General features: G+C 65.0%; 14 protein-coding genes. 3 read left to right on the forward strand and 11 right to left on the reverse strand.

Annotated features, from left to right (window positions below; all coding sequences use genetic code 11):
- Positions 1 to 91: 91 nt before the first annotated feature.
- The 6 genes from LH20_RS13595 to LH20_RS13620 all read right to left on the reverse strand — a co-directional run bounded on the left by LH20_RS13595 (position 92) and on the right by LH20_RS13620 (position 9,013).
- On the reverse strand, positions 92 to 1,027 hold the full coding sequence (locus tag LH20_RS13595; protein WP_053554670.1) for an alpha/beta fold hydrolase: 936 nt from the start codon (positions 1,025 to 1,027) through the stop codon (positions 92 to 94).
- Between the two features lie 34 nt (positions 1,028 to 1,061).
- Positions 1,062 to 1,913 (reverse strand): alpha/beta hydrolase, encoded by an 852-nt coding sequence (locus LH20_RS13600; RefSeq protein WP_053554671.1) that lies wholly within the window; start codon positions 1,911 to 1,913, stop codon positions 1,062 to 1,064.
- A gap of 2 nt (positions 1,914 to 1,915) precedes the next feature.
- Complete coding sequence (locus tag LH20_RS13605; RefSeq protein ID WP_053554672.1) at positions 1,916 to 3,364, reverse strand: DUF3336 domain-containing protein; 1,449 nt, start codon at positions 3,362 to 3,364, stop codon at positions 1,916 to 1,918.
- Between the two features lie 20 nt (positions 3,365 to 3,384).
- Entirely contained in the window at positions 3,385 to 4,938 is a 1,554-nt protein-coding gene (locus LH20_RS13610; protein ID WP_053556286.1) for a WS/DGAT/MGAT family O-acyltransferase, read from the reverse strand.
- A 25-nt stretch (positions 4,939 to 4,963) separates the two neighbouring features.
- Complete coding sequence (locus LH20_RS13615; RefSeq protein ID WP_053554673.1) at positions 4,964 to 7,312, reverse strand: glycerol-3-phosphate 1-O-acyltransferase; 2,349 nt, start codon at positions 7,310 to 7,312, stop codon at positions 4,964 to 4,966.
- Positions 7,313 to 7,432: 120 nt separating this feature from the next.
- Positions 7,433 to 9,013 (reverse strand): HAD-IB family hydrolase, encoded by a 1,581-nt coding sequence (locus LH20_RS13620; RefSeq protein ID WP_235526983.1) that lies wholly within the window; start codon positions 9,011 to 9,013, stop codon positions 7,433 to 7,435.
- Between the two features lie 181 nt (positions 9,014 to 9,194).
- Between LH20_RS13620 and LH20_RS13625 the strand changes: the two genes are divergently transcribed.
- The gene (locus tag LH20_RS13625) at positions 9,195 to 9,443 is read left to right on the forward strand and encodes a hypothetical protein (RefSeq protein WP_053556288.1); all 249 of its coding nucleotides are present in this window, start codon (positions 9,195 to 9,197) and stop codon (positions 9,441 to 9,443) included.
- Positions 9,444 to 9,493: 50 nt separating this feature from the next.
- Positions 9,494 to 10,246, forward strand: a complete 753-nt coding sequence (locus LH20_RS13630) for an alpha/beta fold hydrolase (protein ID WP_053554674.1) — start codon at positions 9,494 to 9,496, stop codon at positions 10,244 to 10,246.
- Here LH20_RS13630 and LH20_RS13635 read toward each other — a convergent pair.
- From LH20_RS13635 to LH20_RS13655, 5 genes are all read right to left on the reverse strand, one after another.
- Complete coding sequence (locus tag LH20_RS13635) at positions 10,200 to 11,234, reverse strand: alpha/beta fold hydrolase (RefSeq protein WP_053554675.1); 1,035 nt, start codon at positions 11,232 to 11,234, stop codon at positions 10,200 to 10,202. The genes LH20_RS13630 and LH20_RS13635 overlap by 47 nt on opposite strands.
- 65 nt (positions 11,235 to 11,299) lie before the next feature.
- Positions 11,300 to 12,964 (reverse strand): MFS transporter, encoded by a 1,665-nt coding sequence (locus LH20_RS13640; RefSeq protein WP_053554676.1) that lies wholly within the window; start codon positions 12,962 to 12,964, stop codon positions 11,300 to 11,302.
- Positions 12,965 to 13,084: 120 nt separating this feature from the next.
- A complete protein-coding gene (locus LH20_RS13645; RefSeq protein WP_053554677.1) occupies positions 13,085 to 14,467 on the reverse strand; it encodes a DEAD/DEAH box helicase in 1,383 nt (460 codons plus the stop codon).
- Between the two features lie 450 nt (positions 14,468 to 14,917).
- Complete coding sequence (locus LH20_RS13650) at positions 14,918 to 15,586, reverse strand: phosphoribosyltransferase (RefSeq protein ID WP_144423576.1); 669 nt, start codon at positions 15,584 to 15,586, stop codon at positions 14,918 to 14,920.
- Entirely contained in the window at positions 15,549 to 16,457 is a 909-nt protein-coding gene (locus LH20_RS13655) for a DNA-processing protein DprA (RefSeq protein ID WP_053554679.1), read from the reverse strand. Before LH20_RS13655 ends, LH20_RS13650 begins: the two co-directional genes overlap by 38 nt.
- A gap of 391 nt (positions 16,458 to 16,848) precedes the next feature.
- On the opposite strand from LH20_RS13655, the gene LH20_RS13660 reads away from it, so the two are divergent.
- Entirely contained in the window at positions 16,849 to 18,321 is a 1,473-nt protein-coding gene (locus LH20_RS13660) for a glycerol kinase (RefSeq protein WP_053554680.1), read from the forward strand.
- The last annotated feature ends 18 nt before the right edge of the window (positions 18,322 to 18,339 follow it).

Genomic DNA, 18,339 nt, shown 5'->3' on the forward strand with positions numbered 1-18,339 from the left:
CTTGGCAAGCCGCGCTGGCCGCACTCCTCACGCCGGCTGGGATCCGCCGCCCTCTCATGGCGGGCGGGGCACCAATGAGGCAATCGAAGACTTAGGCAAGCGCTCCAAGAAAGTCCCGGATGATTGCGGCGGTCGCCTTGGGATCCTCGACCATCGGGACGTGCCCGACATGCTCCAATATATGTGCCCGGCTGCCCGCGATGCCGGCTTCGAGCACGGGGACGCAGCTGACGTCAATGAGCCGGTCGTGGCGGCCCCAGAGAATCAGCGTCGGCACCCTCACCTCGCCGAGCCGGTCGTTGAGCGGATGGTCGCGCGCTTCGGTCGCGATGATCCAGAAGACGCCGTCTAGCTGATCGCGATATTTGAGCGCATCGGCATAGAGCGCGGGTTTGAGCCGGGCCGGGATGAAGGGGGGCTTGTGCGTCACCATCGCGAGGAGGCGGTCGGCATCTTCAAGATTGGCGAGAACGAGTGGATTATAGTCTTCGTTGGCGGCCTGTTTTTCAAGATCGCTCTCGTTCGCTCCCTTCACCCCTGCATTGTTGAGGAGAATGAGGCTCGCGAGCGCATCCGGATAATCGAGCGCGTAGCGCAGCGCGATCCAGCCGCCCATGCTGTTGCCGCAAAGATGCGGGGATTGGAGCCCCAGGGCATCGGCGAACCCCTTGAGCCGCGCGGTCTGCGCCGCGATGTCGTAGGCGAGCTGGGGATTGCGCTCATTCTCCCCAAACCCCGGCAGATCGGGGGCGATGACATGAAAGTCGCGCGTGAGATAGGGCGCGATCATCGACCAATTGTCCTTGTCGCCCGCAAAGCCGTGAACGAACAGCAAGAGCGGCTTTGCCGGATCCCCGCCCTCGAGATAGGGCCAGGCGCGGCCGTCGACGGTCACGCTCTTCAGCGCGAGACCGCCGCGCCTGCGAAGAAGCCAGCGCCCGAACGCGACAAGCCGGCCGGGGAAGAGAAAATAGAGAAGAATGAGCGCGATCATGGGCGCAAAAATCAGAACGAGCAGAATTTTCATGGCGCGCTCCCGCCCTCCTCTTGCCTGCGTGCACTCATGCCTTCACGACATGCGCATCGAACCAGCCGATCAGATCGTCGAGCACCTGGTCGCGTTCCGGCTCGTTGTAGATTTCATGAAAAAGCCCCGGGTAGACTTTGAGGGTCTTGTCGGTCGAGGAGACATGCTCGAAGAGATAGCGTGAGCCTGAAGGCGCCGTGAGCGTGTCGGCCCCTCCGTGCTGGAGCAGGATCGGAAGGCTGATCCTCACCGCGCCCGCCTGCGCCGCTGCCATCGCGTCCATGAACTCCGTGCCGAGCCGTGCGCCGATCTTGCCTTTGTAAACGAGGGGGTCGGCGCGGTAGGCCGCCACCACATCCGGGTCGCGGCTCACACCCTCGGCATCGAGAGCGAGCACACCGAGCCTGGGGAAGAAGCGCGAGAGGAAGCGACTGAGGTAGATCGTCATGCGCGAAGGCGGCGCGGCGGGGACGATCGCTGGCCCCGAGAGCGCCGCGGCGACGAACGCGTCCTGCCGCTCGAGCAGAAAGAGCGTCGCAATGAGCCCGCCCATGCTGTGTCCAAGGAGCAGGCGCGGGGTGCCGCAATGCTGGACCTCGACGAGCGTCTGCAGCTCGGCCATGCCGTCGGTAAAGGCGGAAAAACGCGGCACGAAGCCCGGCGTCCCGTCCGACTTGCCATGCCCCCAGTGATCGACGGCATAGACCGCGTAGCCCCTGCCCGTCAGGCGCTCGGCGACATGGGCGTAGCGGCCGGCATGTTCGGCATAACCGTGCGCGAGGAGAACGACCGCCTTCGGCGCTCCGGCGGGAAGCCAGTGGGTGACCGAGAGCGCCGACCCCGCTGCTGCCGAGCCTTCGGGAAGGACGAGTGCGCCGGTCGCCACGCTCAGCGAGCTGCCTTCGTCAGCGCCGAGCTGCGATGCCCCGGGCCATCGTCGCCCGCCTTGTCGACGCGCGCGAGGATCGCATCGAGCGCGCGGCTGATCGCGGTCTGGGTGCGCACCATCTCGATCTTGGGCCAGGCCGTGCGCATGCCGGTGTCGATCAGCTCGTCGATATCCTCCTGCGCAAGGTCGGAGAGGATCTTGGTCGGCGACCAGAATTTGGGCGGGCGGATGATATTGATGTCGCCGGTATATTCCTGGTTGATCACCGAGCGCGCGAGATTGGCGAGGCTGTTGAGCGGCGGCACCAGTTCCAGCGGCTTGCGGAAGATCGTCATATTGGCGTTGAGCCACACTTTGAAGGTTGCGAGCGAGGCGTGCTGGATCGCCTCGATGGGCGCCATTTGCTTGCGCGTGTCGCTCGCAAAGGGCAGCGCGAGGGGGTTTGCCTGGCTGACGATATGATGGTTGACGCCGTAGAGGCGCTCAAGCCGCTTGGTGGGAATGTCATGCGTCACCGATCCGTCGACCCAGCGACGGTCGGGCTGATAGGGCACGCGCGCGCCGTCCTCGCCCCGCGCCATCAGCATGACGGGCGGAAAGACCCCCGGGACCGCGCAGGAAGCGAGCACGGCCTCGCGGATGAGCACATTGGGCGCCGTGATCGCGTTGAGAAGGCGGCCGTTCTGATGCTTTTCGGCCGGTGCGACCGAGACGTTGAGATGACGGCCGCTCCGCTCCCACGCCTCGCGAAAGGTGAGGTCGGGAATGAGCTCGGCGAGCCGGGCACGCACCTCATCGGAGGCGAGACGGCGGGTTTCAGCGCCCCGCGCAGGGTTGGCAAGCCGCTCGCTCGCGAGAAACGCTCCGACCTCCGGGTCCTGGCGCGTCGAGACGATCGCTGCGACGACCGAGCCGCCGCTCGAGCCTGCAAGGATATTGGGAAGCACGCCTTCGTCCCAGAGCGCCCTTACCACCCCGACATGGAAAAAAAGAAAGCTTCCCGAGCCTGAAAGCAGGAGCGCGGAGCGGCCGTAGCAATGCTGGGCACGGCGGAAGAAGTCGCGCTTTTCCTCGCGCGGGACGGCGGGCGAGGAGGCGATCTTGCCGAGCGCGGCAACGACCTCTGCCACATAGGCCTCGATCAGTATTTTCGTCCCGAAACGCGCCTTTTGATAAAGCCGCTCGTGCCCCATTCCGTCGATATTGCCGTGTATGCCCTCGTTGAGGACGAAGAGCAGCCCCTTGACGTCGCCCGCCGCGGAGAGGGCGCGCAGCCTCTCGAGCCGGGCGCGGATCGCCTTGAAGTCGAAATGCTCGCTTGCATCGGCTTCGCGCCACGCCTGCATTCCCGATTTCGCGTCGTGCGCCCGCGCCGCCTTCGACCAGGCGGCATAGTCGGGCGCATTGGCCAGTTCGGCGTCGGCGCTCAGCGTCGGGGAGAAAATCATCCGGTCGTCCTCGAAGAGGGTTATTTTTTCCGAGTTTTGCGCCTTGCGTTGCCTTTGGCAACTGGTTTCGCCCTGGCTTTGGGAGCAGGCTTCGCCGGGACGGCGACCTTGCCCTTTCCTTTCGGCCTTGCCGTAGGGGCTTTCGCCGCCTCCCCATTCGGCGCCGCCATGAGCTCGGCAAAGCTTTCCTCGATACAGGCGCGGAAAAAGGCGATGTCGGGCATCACCTCGCGCTCGGATATGATCGAGAAGGCGATCCGACCATTGTAGCTCGGCGTCGCAATGAACAGCCCCATATTGTTGGCGAGCGGCGCCATGCCATATTGCGCAACAAGCTGCGCGCCGGCGAGATAGAGCGGTACCTGCACGCCCGGCACGTTCGAGATGAAAAGATTGGTCCCGCGCACCGCGAAGCGTTCGCTGGTGAGAATGCGCGCGACCGCCGCCATGGTCGCGCCGGGGATATGCTGCGAAAGATCGGTCATCAGCCGTGCGCTGACGCCCGCCTTTGCCTCCTTCGCCTCAAGGGTAAAGTCGCGGATCGCCGCGAGCCGGGCGAGGGGGTCGGCGATGTCGGTGCGCACCGGCACGCTCATCGCGGAGACCTGATTGCCGGGGCTTGAGGCCCCCCTTCCTTCGCCTTTCGTCTTGCCGCGCAGGTTGATCGGCGCGACGGCGACGAGGCTTTCTTCGGGCAGCTCCCCATGGCTTTCAAGATATTTGCGCAGCGCGCCTCCGACCGCCGCGATCACGACGTCGTTGACCGTCGCGCCGGACACCTTCTTTCGCACCTCGGCGACGTCGGCGAGCGCGATGCTGGTGCCGTCGAACATCTTGCGCGGTCCCACGGGCACATTGAAACGCGTTTGCGGCACGCCCGCGGCCATTCCGCCCTCCGCGATCGACCGGCGCGCCGAGGCGACGATGGCCGGTGAGACCTTCAAAAGCGCGTTCATGAACTTCACCGGTGACTGCATCGAGGCCGACCACGCGCGCGTGAGCGTTTCGACGCTCGAAGGCGCGCGCCCCAGCGCCTCGAGCGGCGGTGGCTCGGCGATCGCCGGCGTTCCCCTGGCATCGATATCGCTCATCGCGATGAAGGCGTGCGCCCCCGATGCGCCGTCGACCGCGGCATGGTGCACACGGTGGAGCATCGCGAAACTGCCCTTGGGGATGCCCTCGACACGGTCGAGCCCCTCGATGACGTAAATGTCCCAGAGCGGTCGGTTCATATCCATGGGTTTGGAAAACCACCGGGCGACCGCGATGCAGAACTGGCGCCAGTCGCCAGGTTCGGGCAGGCGCGCGTGGCTCATATGCGCCTCGATGTCGAAATGCTCGTCCTCGACCCAATAGGGATGGTCGACATCGAAGGGCAATCGGTGGAGCCGGCGCCGGAAGAGCGGCGATGTGTCGAGACGGCTTTCGACGTGATGGATGATGTCCTTGAAGCGGACGAAGCCCCCGGGCGCGGTCGAGGGATCGTAGATATAGACCCCCATGATATGGGTGAGATTGTTCGCGGTCTGGGTGTAGAGGAACTGGGCGTCCTGCGCGCTGAGCTGCTTGAGCATCATCATTCCTTCTCTTCCAGCATCGTCATGGCGGCCCCAGCAGCCGGTCGGCGAGCGCGAGCGTTGCAAGGCGCATCGATTCCATCAGATTGGCGAGCCCGCGAAGCTCGGCGAGCAGCGCGCGGCGCGCCCGGAGGATGTCCGGGGTCGCGGTGTCCGCAAGACCCATATGGCGCATCAAGGCGAGCCCGTTTGCAAAGAGCAATTTGCCGATCGCAGCCTCGCTGCTGATCCGGCGCAGCAGCCAGGCCTGGCGCCCCTCGACCAGGGCTGCATCGAGCAGGGCCTTTTCGTCGACCGCCTCGCCGGGCGCGGCGCGCGAAAGGATGTCGGCGACGACCGAATAGGCCTCGGCAAAGGGCAGAAGGATCGCATGGCCGACGAGCGGCTGGCAGCGGCGGATGAGCTGTGCAACGCCCCGATCCCCGCTTGCGAGACGCTTTTCCCAGGCGGAATCTATGCGCGCAAGTTCCGCCTCGAGGGCGGCGCGGTGCACGTCGCGCGGGGGATAGAAAAATTCGAACTTGAACAGGTCGCGCAGCCGGTCGACCCTTGCCCAGAAAGCCTCGGTCGCATCGCCGCGGTCGGCGTCGCGTAGCGCGAACAACGCAAGTTCGATCATCGCTCGGTCGAGGAAATGGTGCGCGATGATGTTGCGGTAATAGCTCGCCATGGGATGATGGGCAGGCGGGATCGAATAGACGGGCTCGCTCCCCCCATCGAAGCGGGTCAAAAGCCCGCTCGCCACGAGCGTGTCGAGCGTTGCTGCGAGCGCTCCTTCATCGCCGCTTTCCAGCTCACGGCTGAGGCGGATATCGCGCGCGCGGGCCCAGTCGACGACCCGCGCGATCGTCGCGCGCATCTCGGCCTCGGTGACGCCGCGCGGCGCGGTGCCGAGCAGCATCAGGCAAAGAACCGAGGTAACGGTGAGCGGGGTCACCCGGTTCGCCTCGACCGCGACCGAGAAGGCGATCCGCTCGAGCGCACGCCGCTCGTCAGGCCCTGGCGCGCGTTCGATCACCACCGGTTCGCCGATGTCGATGCGAATGCGACCCGAGGGCGCGCGGAGGCTGCGCATATAGCCGAGGAACCAGGCGAGCGATTCGGGTTTCTTGCTGCGCCCTGTCTGCTCGGCCGCATATTCCTCGACATCGCGGATCAGGTCGAAGCTGGTGACGAAGGGGACGAAATGCACGTCGCCCGTCCCCGTCGCATGGGCTGCATCGAGGACATATTTCATCAGGCCATATTTGGGCGGCATCAGCTTGCCGAGCCGCGAGCGCGTTCCCTCGAAGGCCCAGCTCAAGGGGAAGCGCTTGGTGAGGAGCCACGCGATATAGTGGCGCAGCACCAGCTTGTAGACTGGCTGGTCCTGGAAGCTGCGGCGGATGAAGATCATCCCCGAGCGGCGAAAAAAGGATCCCATCACCGCGATATCGAGATTGGCGCCGCCGAAACTGTGGAGCATCGGGAGGTCATTTTCATAGGCAAGGCGGCTCGGCGTCGCGCCATCGATGTAGGTTTTGTGGGTGAAGAGGATGCAGGTCGGATGCTCGCGCAGCACCGAGCGGAGCTTTGCAAGTTCGCCCGCATCGATCTCCATCTCGGGCGCGTAGCCCCCGAACATCATGCGATCGAGGCGCGCGCGCAGATCCAGGAAGAGCGCGCCCGGGACCGCGATCACTTCCTTCATCAGCGGCCGGGCCTCGCGGTGTAGATCGCCGACCGGACGGCCGAGCTGCTCGGCCAGATCGGCAAGCGCGGCGCGGAACTTGGGACTGGTGCGCAGGCTGTCGGCAACGAAGCGCGGGACCTTGTAGCGCGTCCCCCGGATGCCGCGCTCGGCGACGTCGAGCGCGAGCCCCGCCTGCCGCGCGACAAAGGCGGCAAATTCGCTCTCGCCCTCCCCTGCGTCCCCGCCGCCCGTCTGGGTCAGGAATCGTGCCCGAAGCACGTCCTCGCTCGCCGCTTCGCCGACCAGTATCTGCGCGCGCCGCCGGTCGCGCCACAGGATCAGCTGCGCGCGCAGCGCTCCTGGCTGGCGCGGGTCGCCGAAGATCAGGTGACGGAATTTGAGCGCGCGGTCGCGTTCGAAATGCGGGATGCGCCACGCGACGCGCAGCGGCACGACCTCGCGGCCCGAGGCCTCGCCGAGCCGCCGCTTGAGGGCATCGAGATCGAGCGCATGGTCCCCATCGGCAATGCTGAGGCTCACCCATTGCGGCGCCTCGTCGCCGCCGACGTCGCCCGCGGTTGCATGAATCCAGTCGAGGAGCACCCGCCGCTCGACCCGATTGCGCGCGTCGATGATGTAGAGACGGTCGGCCGCGGCGACCTTGGAAGCGACGGGCGCGCGGGGCGTTCCGTCCGCCATGGCTCAGCAAGCCCCCGCCCGGTCCCGGCGCGTCTCGGGCAAAGCGGCGCGCCGCCCCGAAAGAGCGCTAGCGAAGGGCATCGTGCCTTCGCGCGATGCGAACAGCCGGGGAAGGATCCCTCACCCCTTTGCCGCCTTCTTTGCTCCCCGCGACTTTGCGGGTCTCGGGGCCGCCGCTTGCTTCGCCGCACTCTTCACCGGCGCTGTCTTCGCGGGCATGGCTGCCTCCTCCGGATCGTCCTCGCTCTGCCCCAGCGTGCGCAGGAACATCCCGCGCACCTCGCGGACGTGCTCGCTGATCGTCTTCACGCTCCAGCGCGACGTGTCGACCGGCGGCAGCACGGTGACACGCACCGTTGCGGGGCGCATCACGAACTCGTTCTTGGGGGCAACGTCGGTCGCATTGTGGATGACAATGGGAACGATCGGCACGCCAGCCTGCATCGCGAGATGAAAGGCGCCCTTCTTGAAAGGGCCAAGCTTTGGTGTAAGGGTGCGCGTTCCCTCGGGCGCGATGCAGATCGACTTCCCATCCTGGCGGATCGCGTCGACCAGCGGCTCCATCGCCCGGATCGCGCTCTTGCCGTCGGCGCGGTCGATAAAGACCGTGCCGCCCCACTCCATCAGCTTGCCGAGAATGGGGATATCGCGGATCTCCTTCTTCCCGACGCCCCCCATGTCGCGGCGGATGAGCTTGGCGAGGATCATCACGTCCGCCTTGCTCTGATGATTGAAGACAAAGACGCAGGGCCGCGAAGCCCAGAGATGGCGCTCGTCCTCGACCTCAAGCTCGACCCCGGTGATCGCGGTGGCGAAATCGCCAAAGAGGCCCATCGAGAAATTGACCGCCTCGCGCTGCGAGCGCGTCAGCGCCCAGATGGGGAGCCCTGCGGCAAAGGCGCCGACGAGCGAGCCGGTCGCGTAGAGGGTGCGCGTATAGTCGATCCACGAGGGGGTGCCGCGGCTTGCAAAACGTTGCACCGGCCAGCCGCGCTCGTCGGCGATCGCCTTCAATTTCAGGTTCGGATTGAGCGGGCGCGGCTTGCCGACGCGCTCGAGCAGTTCGATATCGTCATCGCTGTCGGAGTAGAAAAAGCTCTGGTCGAGATCGAGACCATGGTCGGCCGCGAGTTCCTCGGCCGCGATGACCTTGCCTTCGCCAAAGCAAAGGGGGCGGACGATCTCGCCCGTGAAAACGCCATCTTCGATCTCATAGGCCGAGCATTTGATGTCGGTAATGCCAAGATCGCGCGCAGTCGGTGCAATCTGGTAGATCGTCGCCGATGAAATGATCGCGACGCGGTGCCCCTTCGCCTTGTGTGCCTCGATGATCGCACGGGTTTCGGGATAGATCTTGCGCGCGATATGCTTTTCGTAGAGCTCCTCGCCAAAGGCGACGAAACTTTCCTCATCGACCCCCTTCATGAATTTGGCAGCGGCGCTCATCAGGCCCGAAAAGCCGATATTGCCAAGACTGTGCTGCGCGATGACCTGCGCAGTCTCGGCGATCTCCTCCACCGACATTTCGCGGCGCTGGAATTTCTCGCGCAGCATAGCGGTGGCTGAATAGCCCGAGATGATCGTGCCATCGAAATCGAAGAGCGCAGCGATATGCGGCCCGGGTTCAGAGTTGAGAACCTCATCCAAATGCGGCTGCGGTCTTGGCACACGCATCTCCCCACCGACGGTAATGGCGACCACGATGACAGCAAAGCCGGGCTCATGCAATGCGGCGAATGTTGGGCATCCGGCCGTCCGAAACACTCCTGCCGGCCCCTCCCCCCTTCCCTCGATTGTCGGATTAATTTACGAGTAACCATATGCCCAAAAGCACAAGTCCCCGATTTGCGCGAGTGGCATGGCTTTTGCTGGACCGACGATGATGTGGAAAAAAATCGGACGACTCTTCGTTATCAAGACCCGGTTCGAGGCGTGCCTTATCATCTACGCGCTCGGCGTCGGCGCGATGGCGCGGGGCATGGCCTATCTCGACCAGTTTCCGGGCATCGGCGGCAAATTGCTCCTCGTCGCCTGCTCGGGTTCGGTGTTTCTAGCCGGCGCCAAGATTTTTGACTGCCTGCGCTACGAACAGGCCGCACGCGCAGCCGCGGCCAGTCATCCTCCGGCATAGGCTGCGCGCGGGCTTTCCACCGTCTCCTGGATATGCAAAGGCAGCCCGCTATGAGCAGGATTGCGGGCAACCCCACTCTTAGCGTGCAGCGGGTCTCTGGCCTCGCGCTGCGCGTCGCACGCTGGCGGGTGGATGCGGGCGGAACGCCGCTCGTCTTCCTCAATGGCATTGGCGCCGACATCGGCGCCGCGGCGCCGCTGCTGGCCCAGATTTGGGGACGCGAGGTGTGGACGCTCGATATGCCCGGCGTCGGGGGATCGCCCGATGCGCTGCTCCCCTATGGCGCCCCGACAATGGCTGCGACGGTGATGGAGATCGCCGACCGCTTCGGCCAGGAAAGAATCGATCTTGCCGGCTTCAGCTGGGGCGGCGCGCTGGCGCAGCAGATCGCGGTGCAGTTTTACGGGCGAGTCCGCCGCCTCGTCCTGATGGCGACCACGCCGACAGTCTCGGCGCCCGGGATCGGCTGGGCGGCGCTCCTCGACGAGGACATGCTCGCAAGCGGGCTCAAGCTGCCGACCGCCACCCCGCTCGGCCTTGCCTATCAGGCCGCCGCCATGGCGGGCTGGACGAGCGCGCCGATGCTGCCCTCGCTGAAGAGGCTGCCCACATTGGTTCTCACAGGCGAGCGCGACGGGGTCGTTCCATCGTGCCACGGCCAGGCGATCGCCGAGCTCATCGACGGCGCCCTCCTCGAGACAATGCCGGGATCGCACCTCTTTCCCTTCACCCATGCCGCGGAGGTCGCGGCGCGGATCAGGGCGTTTCTGGAAGAGGGTGGGGCGGCGCAAGCCGCCGCGTGAGGAAGTCCGCGATCGCAGCCGCGGTCGCCTCGGGCGCCTCTTCCATCGGCAGATGCCCGACGCCGGCGAGGAGCACCACCTCGGAGCCCGCGATACGCTCATGGAAGGTCTTAGCGGCGCTCGGATTGATCAGCCGGTCCTCCTTGCCGAAGAGGATCAGCGTCGGCGCCCGAATTTCGCCGATCCGGTCCGCCATCGCGGGTTCGCGGTCGCTGCGGGCCCGCAGCGACGTCGCCTCGCGGTTGCCTGGAAAGCGCAGCAGCTCCCAGTAGCGGTCGACCATCGCATCATCGATGATCTCCTGCCGCGCGACCGAGCCGCGCAGCGATTTTTCAACGAGCGCACGCGGCGTGATCTGGCCCGCGAGCCAGCGGCCGAAAGGATATTGAAGGAGGCGGAAGCCGACATTTGAAGGCGGCCGCTTCTCGCCCTTGCGCAGCGGCATGCCAGCCGCATCGAGCAGCAGCAGCGCATCGACGCGGCCGGGCTCGGCGAGCGCATAGCGCCACGCGGCCCAGCCCCCCATCGAATTGCCCCCGAGAATGAAATGATCAAGGTCAAGCTGCGCTGCGACGACATCGACCGCGGCCATCATCCCCTCGGCGCCATAATCCTTGTCAGGCGTCGCACCGGTGAGACCGTGACCGGGCAAATCAAGCGTGACGATGCGGTAGCTTGCGCCCAGCCGCTTCACGAGCGGCTCCCATGTGTGAAGGCTGCTGTTCGATCCGTGGAGCAGCAGCATCACCGGCCCGTCGCGCCGGCCCTGATCGCGGTAATGGATCCGCTGGCCCGCAGGACCAAGCGCAAACTGGGCATCGCCGCCGCCATATTTGGCGATCATCGCGTCGCGGTCGGTGTCAGGCGTCCTGAGCGCAAGAAAGACCGCAAGCATGAGGAGGCACAGACCGAGCGGGATAAGGACACGCTTGCGCCGCACGAGCGGACGCCGCAGCGGCGGCTCCTCGAAATCATCATCATCAATCATAAGCCCTCCCCAACCCCGTCATCCGACCCTAGCGGGCGGCCCGGCGGGGTCAATCCGGGGGGCGCTCAATGAATGGAGCGGCGGAAGGTTTCAGGGAGGAAGAGCAGGCCCACGACCAGCGTCAGCAGCGCAACTCCGATCGGATACCAGAGACCATAATAGATGTTCCCCGTCGCTGCGACCATCGCAAAGGCGGTCGTGGGCAGGAAGCCGCCGAACCAGCCATTGCCGATATGATAGGGAAGCGACATCGCCGAGTAGCGGATGCGGCTCGGAAAAAGTTCAACGAGAAGCGCCGCGATCGGGCCATAAACCATCGTCACGAGGAGAACGAGCCAGAAGAGGATCGCAACGACGCGCGGCTTGTCGATCGCATCGGGATCGGCGGCCGCAGGATAGCCCGCCGCAGCGGTTGCGGCGGAAAGCTCACGGCGAAAGGCCTCGGCGGCATCGCTGCGCGCCTCTTCCGCTAGCCGCCACGGCTCGGGCGCAATGAGCTCGCGCGCGCCGATCCGGACATGCGCGGGCGCGCCGGTGATGCGCTCGCGCGTCACGCTGGTATAGCTGACCCCGGACTTGGCGAGCGCGGCCTTCGCGATGTCGCAGCCGGTGCGCTCGAACCTGTTCCTGCCCACAGGGTCGAACTGGAACGAACAGACGCCAGGATCGGCCGTGACCGTGACCGCAGCGCGCGCCTGCGCTGCGGCCATCGCCGGATTGCCTGCCGCCGTCAGCATCTGGAAGGCCGGAAAATAGGTCAGCGCCGCAAGCGCGCAGCCCAGAAGGATGATCGGCTTGCGTCCGATCCGGTCGCTCAGCCAGCCAAAGACGATGAAGAATGGCGTGCCGAGCGCCAGCGCGATCGCGATCAGGATATTCGCGGTCCCGCCATCGATCTTCAGCGTCTTTTCCAGGAAAAAGAGTGCGTAGAACTGCCCGGTGTACCAGACAACCGCCTGCCCCGCGACCGCGCCGAGCAGCGCGACGAGCACCCATTTGAGGTTCGACCAGCGGCCAAAGGCTTCGGTGAGCGGCGCCTTGGAGGTCGTCCCCTCTTCCTTCATGCGCCTAAAAACCGGGCTCTCCTCAAGCTGGAGGCGGATCCAGAGCGAGACGCCAAGGAGAATGACCGAGATGAGGAAGGGAATGCGCCACCCCCAGTCGGCGAAGGCTTCCTCGCCCACGAGAAAGCGCGTTGCGATGACGACGAGCAATGCGGCGAACAGACCAAGCGTTGCGGTGGTCTGGATGAAGCTGGTGAAGAGGCCCCGCTTACCGTCGGGCGCATGTTCTGCGACATAGGTCGCAGCGCCCCCATATTCGCCGCCGAGCGCGAGCCCCTGGACGAGTCGGAGCAGCACAAGCAGGATCGGCGCCGCAACGCCCACCGCTGCATAGCTTGGGAGAACGCCGACGAGAAAGGTCGAGAGGCCCATCAGTCCCATCGTCACGAGGAAGGTATATTTGCGTCCGACAAGATCGCCGATCCGGCCAAAGACGAGCGCGCCAAACGGGCGCACGGCAAAGCCCGCCGCAAAGGCGGCCAGCGCGAAGATGAAGCCCGTGGTCTCATTGACGCCCGAGAAAAACTGCGCCGAAATGATCGTCGCGAGCAGACCGTAGAGATAGAAATCATACCATTCGAAGACCGTGCCGAGCGAAGAGGCAAGGATGACCTTGCGCTCGCTCTGCCGGCTTGTCGTGGCACCGTCAGCGTCCTGCCCGGCCATGCGCGTCTCCCGTTCACCTTCGAGTTTGCCTCAAGGCCCCTCTTTCGTTCGCCTAACGCTAGGGAAAGACAGGGGAATGGGCAAGCGCGGCCGCGAGCGGAAGGAGCAGGCGCGAGCGAATTAACCGACGCGCGTCACCGCGCCCTTGTGCGCGCCAACGCCGCTTCGGCGCGGACGAAAACGCCGCTTGCGCTGCGGCTGCTGTACGCCGTCACCGGCTTGCGCCTCGCGGCGCGGGCCGCGGTGAGCTGCATCGCGTTGCCCTTCGCCCTTCCTGCGCAGCGCCTCGTCGCGCTGGCGCTGCGGATCGCGGCCCTTGCCGCCGGTGTTGCGCGGCGCCTGGGCGGGCTTGGGCAGGTTGCGGACCATTTCCGTAAAACCCTCAGGGAGCTTCACCGGCTCGGCGCGGGTGCGCGTCACCCGTTCGATATCGCGCAGATAAGCCTTTTCGTCGGGCGCGACGAAACTGATCGCAAGCCCCTCGGCCCCGGCGCGGGCGGTGCGGCCGATGCGGTGCACATATTGCTCGGGCACGTTCGGGATCTCGAAGTTGATCACATGGCTCACCCCCGAGACGTCGATGCCGCGCGCGGCGATGTCGGTCGCAACGAGCAGCCGCACCTGCCCCGAGCGGAAGGCCTGGAGCGCGGTCGTCCGCTGCGCCTGGCTCTTGTTGCCGTGGATCGCATAAGCCTGGATCCCGGCGCCCGCGAGGTGGCGCACGACGCGGTCGGCGCCGTGCTTGGTGCGCGTGAAAATGAGCGCGCGGTCGATATTCTCGCTCTTCAGCACATGATGGAGAAGCGCCTGCTTTTCCTTCTGCTCGACAAAGGTCACCTGCTGGCGGACCTTTTCGGCAGTCGTCGCCTGCGGCGCTACCGAGACGGTGACGGGATCATTGAGGAACTGCTGTGCAAGCGCCGCGATCTCCTTCGGCATTGTCGCCGAGAAGAAGAGGTTCTGGCGTTCTTCCGGCAAGAGCTTGGCGATCCGGCGCAGCGAATGGATGAAGCCCATGTCCATCATCTGGTCGGCCTCGTCGAGGACGAATATCTCGACATCCGCGAGGCGAAGCGCACGCTGGTCGATGAGGTCGAGCAGGCGGCCGGGCGTGGCGACGAGAATGTCGACGCCCTGCGCAAGCTCGCGGATCTGCCTGTTGATCGGCACGCCGCCGAAGACGGTCGTGACGCTGAATTTGGTAAAGCGGCCATAATCACGGCAGCTCTGCGCAATCTGCGCTGCAAGCTCGCGCGTCGGCGAAAGAACAAGCATGCGGCAGCCACGCGGCGCGGGCCGCCTGGGATTGTTCAGCAGATAGTCGAGCGAGGGAAGCGAAAAGGCTGCGGTCTTGCCGGTGCCGGTCTGCGCAATGCCGCAAAGGTCGCGGCCCTGGAGCAGGACGGGGATCGCCTGCTCCTGGATCGGGGTCGGCTCGCTGTAACGCTTTGCCGCGAGTGCTCGCTCGATGTCGGCGTGGAGGCCGAAGTCCTTGAATTCCATATTATCTCATACTCACAAACGGGCCGCGAACGCGCCGAAGAACGGCCGCGCGCGGCGGGCGGGTTCGAAACGACCCGCGTGAAAGGGTGCCTCAGGGGACAAAAGCGCTTCCGGCTCGTCCCGCACCTGTCTCGGGCGGGAAAATCACGCTGCCGGAGGTTGCGGCGGTGTGTCCGCCATGCTGCGCTGCACAATCATATGGCAGATGTCGTCCCCGATTGCAAGATATTGCCAAAATCTCCGCAGGGCTTTCGCCCCACGCCCGGGCGCTTTGCGGCTCGCACGCGCCTAGAGCGCCGCATTCTTGCCCTCGCCATCGGCACGCTCAACTCCCGCAGCATCGCTTCCATCCTCCAAGATCCGTCTCGATCTGGTCAGCTGCTACCAGCCCAGCGGCGAGGCGATAGTCCATCACCTCAATGTGGTCGGCTCGTGTTATTCTCCAACGCGTCAGGGTATCAAATCGGTGAAGGCGGCAAAGGGATTTGGAAGAACGCGGCGCGAGATGAAGAGGCCGAAGACCGGCATCGAGGGCCATTGGTCGGCGATGATGTTACGGCAGGCGCGAAAGCTGCAGCCGGTTGTGATCATGTCGTCTATTAGGAGGATGCGTTCAACGCCAGGCGCAAGGAGGTGCGCTTCGCACGCCATCGTCGCGGCGAGCGCCTCAGGGTCGCGGCGTTCGGCAGAGCCATGGAGCGCGGCGCGATCGATGACGGTCCGCAATAGCTCGGCGCAGCAGAAGGGGGCGCCCACGCTTTCGCCCACGTGGAGCATTCGCGGATCATAGTCGGGATGCGCGGCCGTCTTCGAAGACGGGATCGGCACGAGCAAAGTCGTCGCCATGCGCTGCGGATCTAGGTTTGCCCGGATCGCCGCGGCGGCATCTCTGATTGCAGCGAGCTTGTGCGGCCATTGTGCCGTATTTCGGGTAGTCCTCGGTACCTTTTTGAGATTGAGGATAAGATTGTTGGTGCTGCTGTGCTTCCAGCCTTCGCCAGGCGTATATTCGCCAAAGAAGGCACACTGGTCGCCGGCTTCGAGGTGATGGTGATCGGGGCGCTCGAGGTCCCCAATCAACCTAAGCCGTCCCGACCAGCTCGCGTCTGACGTCGGCATAGCTGTTGACGCGGATCGCGCCCTCCAGTTCAAACTTGCGGGGCCAGGTCAACTCCGAATTTTCGAAACAGCTGTTCATGATGAAGAGCTTTCGCTTCTGCTTCAGCGCTTCGCGCGCCTGAACGAGCGTCCCGGACGTCTCACCGGCCTCGACAATAATGGTAGCCTGTGTGAGCGCCGCCATTGTCTTGTTGCGCTCAGGAAAGAAGAAGCGATTGACGCGAAAATCCTGCGCTTCATAGCGTTCAACCGGAACTTGACTGATAAGCAGATATTCGCGCGCAATCTTCTCCTGAAGGGCGGCGTTGCGTTTGGGATAGACTTCACCGAGCGGCGTACCAATCACGGCAATCGTCTGGCCGCCGCCTTCAATCGCCGCGCTATGCGCCGCGGTGTCGATACCTTCAGCAAGACCCGACACTACGGTAAAGCCGTCTGCTACGAGCTTTTTCGCAAGAAAGCGGGCGCGTTCAAGCGCCTTTTGCGAGGGTTTGCGAGTGCCAACGACCGCGACAGCCGGAGTCGAGGCTAGTGCCCAATTGCCCTGAAAATAAAAAAACTCGAGCGGATGCGTCGCGTCGCGAAGCCGCTCGGGATATTCGGTCTCGCCATGGATGCGGACGTCAAATCGTCCAGTCCGATTGCGCAGCTTGTTGAGTACGCGCGCGCCGACAGCGCGTGCCTCGTCCAGGGGAACAAGATCCGAAGGCCTCAGATCAGGATTATCTCGAAACCGATCCGCGATCGACTTGAAGCTTGCATTCTGCCGCGACCAAAGTGCCTCATAGGCGCCAAGCTCCAGCAGCGCGTCGAGCGGCGCCGCGATCGGACCGCTGGCGTCTCTGAAACCCCAGAAAGTCTGTTGTTGCACGTTTCTCTCGCTTCTCTCTGGCCTACAAATGGGCGCTCGCCTGCGGGTCCGTCAAGTCGCTTGGGCCGCGTCGGATTGCGAGGCAAAATAGAACATAGTAAGAACGAATGCAAATCATTGTTATAGTTCTACGCGGTCGAGTTGCTGCAATATTGCGCAAACTGCCCTGATGTCTTGCGAGCCGCCAGACCGGAATCTCAGCCAGGAGAAAGCGAAGGCGCTCCGGATGCCAACGACTTCGCCAGGCCATCTTCGGTCAAATGCGACAGCGCTGTACATCTCCGTCCCATATCGCGCTGACCTTGTCGAAAGGTCCTTCTTTCTGCATCGTGCGGGGGAAGACAGGCAGGGCCGAGCCAGGCTCTGTGAGGGCGGTGGAGTGGACAGGCGAGTGACCGAGTATATCATCGTCATCGACGAGGGCACGACCTCCACCCGCACGATGCTCTTTGCCGCCGACGGCACGCCGCTCGGCAGCGCGCAGCGCGAGTTCCGCCAGCATTACCCGGGCCCCGGGCTCGTCGAGCATGACGCGGCCGAAATCTGGAAGGCCACCCTCGCCTGCACCCGCGCGATGATCGACAAGGCGGGCGGCGCGGCTCGGATCGCAGCGATCGGCATCACCAACCAGCGCGAAACGGCAGTGTTCTGGGACCGGGAGACGGGCGAACCTCTCGCCCCTGCGATCGTCTGGCAGGACCGGCGCACCGCCGCCGACTGCATGGCGCTGAAAGAGGGAGGCCATGAAGCGGCAGTACAGGCGAAAAGCGGCCTCCTTCTTGATCCCTATTTTTCCGGAACCAAGATCAGCTGGGCGCTTAAAAACTGGCCGCAGCTTCGCGAGGCAGGAGACCGGCTTGCGGTGGGAACGATCGAATCCTACCTCGTCTATCGCCTGACGGGCGGCGTGCATGTGAGCGATGCGACCAATGCCTCGCGCACCTTGCTGATGGCCATCGACGGCGGGGGCGTTTGGGACGCAGGGCTTTGCGACCTCTTCGGCGTTCCAATGGCGCTGCTGCCCGAGATCGTCGGCTGCACGGCGAGCGTCGGGACCACCGATCCCGCCCTCTTCGGCGGCGCGGTTCCGATCTGCGGCATGGCGGGCGACCAGCAAGCTGCGACGATCGGCCAGGCCTGTCTTTCCCCCGGGCAGACCAAGGCGACCTTCGGCACCGGCGCCTTCATCCTTTCGGCAAGCGGAACGCGCCGCCCGCATTCAGCAAACCGCCTGCTTTCCACCGTGCTCGTCCAGGAAGGCGATGTCCGATCCTACGCGCTCGAAGGCTCGGTGTTCGTCGCGGGCAGCCTTATCCAGTGGCTCCGCGACGGGCTCGGCCTTCTCGCAAGCGCGGGCGAGAGCGAGGGGCTCGCCCGCTCGCTCGGCGACAATGGCGGCGTCTATCTCGTCCCCGCCCTCTCGGGCCTCGGGGCGCCGCACTGGCAGCCCGGGGCGCTCGCCGCGCTCTCGGGGCTCAGCTTTTCAAGCAGCAAGGCGCATGTGGCGCGCGCCGCACTGGAGGCGCAGGCCTATCAGGCGCATGACCTCAAATCCGCCTTTGCCGCCGACGGCGTCGACTGGGCGGATCTGAGGATCGACGGCGGCATGGCATCAAACAACTGGATGGCCCAGGACCTTGCCGACATGCTGGACCTCACCGTCGAGCGGCCCGACTTCGTCGAGAGCACCGCGCTTGGCGCCGCCATGCTCGCTGCGACGGGGGCGGGCCTCTACCCCGATCTTGCCAGCGCGGCGCAGGCGATGCGCGGACAGACGACGCGCTTCACCCCGGCACTGGAGGCGGACATACGCAAAGCGCGCCTTGCCGGTTGGCAAAGCGCGCTTGCTAAAGTTCTGGAATAAGCTCCTCCTGGCCAAGGC

It is taken from the genome of Sphingopyxis sp. 113P3 (genome assembly GCF_001278035.1).
In the GTDB taxonomy this organism is placed as follows: Bacteria; Pseudomonadota; Alphaproteobacteria; order Sphingomonadales; family Sphingomonadaceae; genus Sphingopyxis.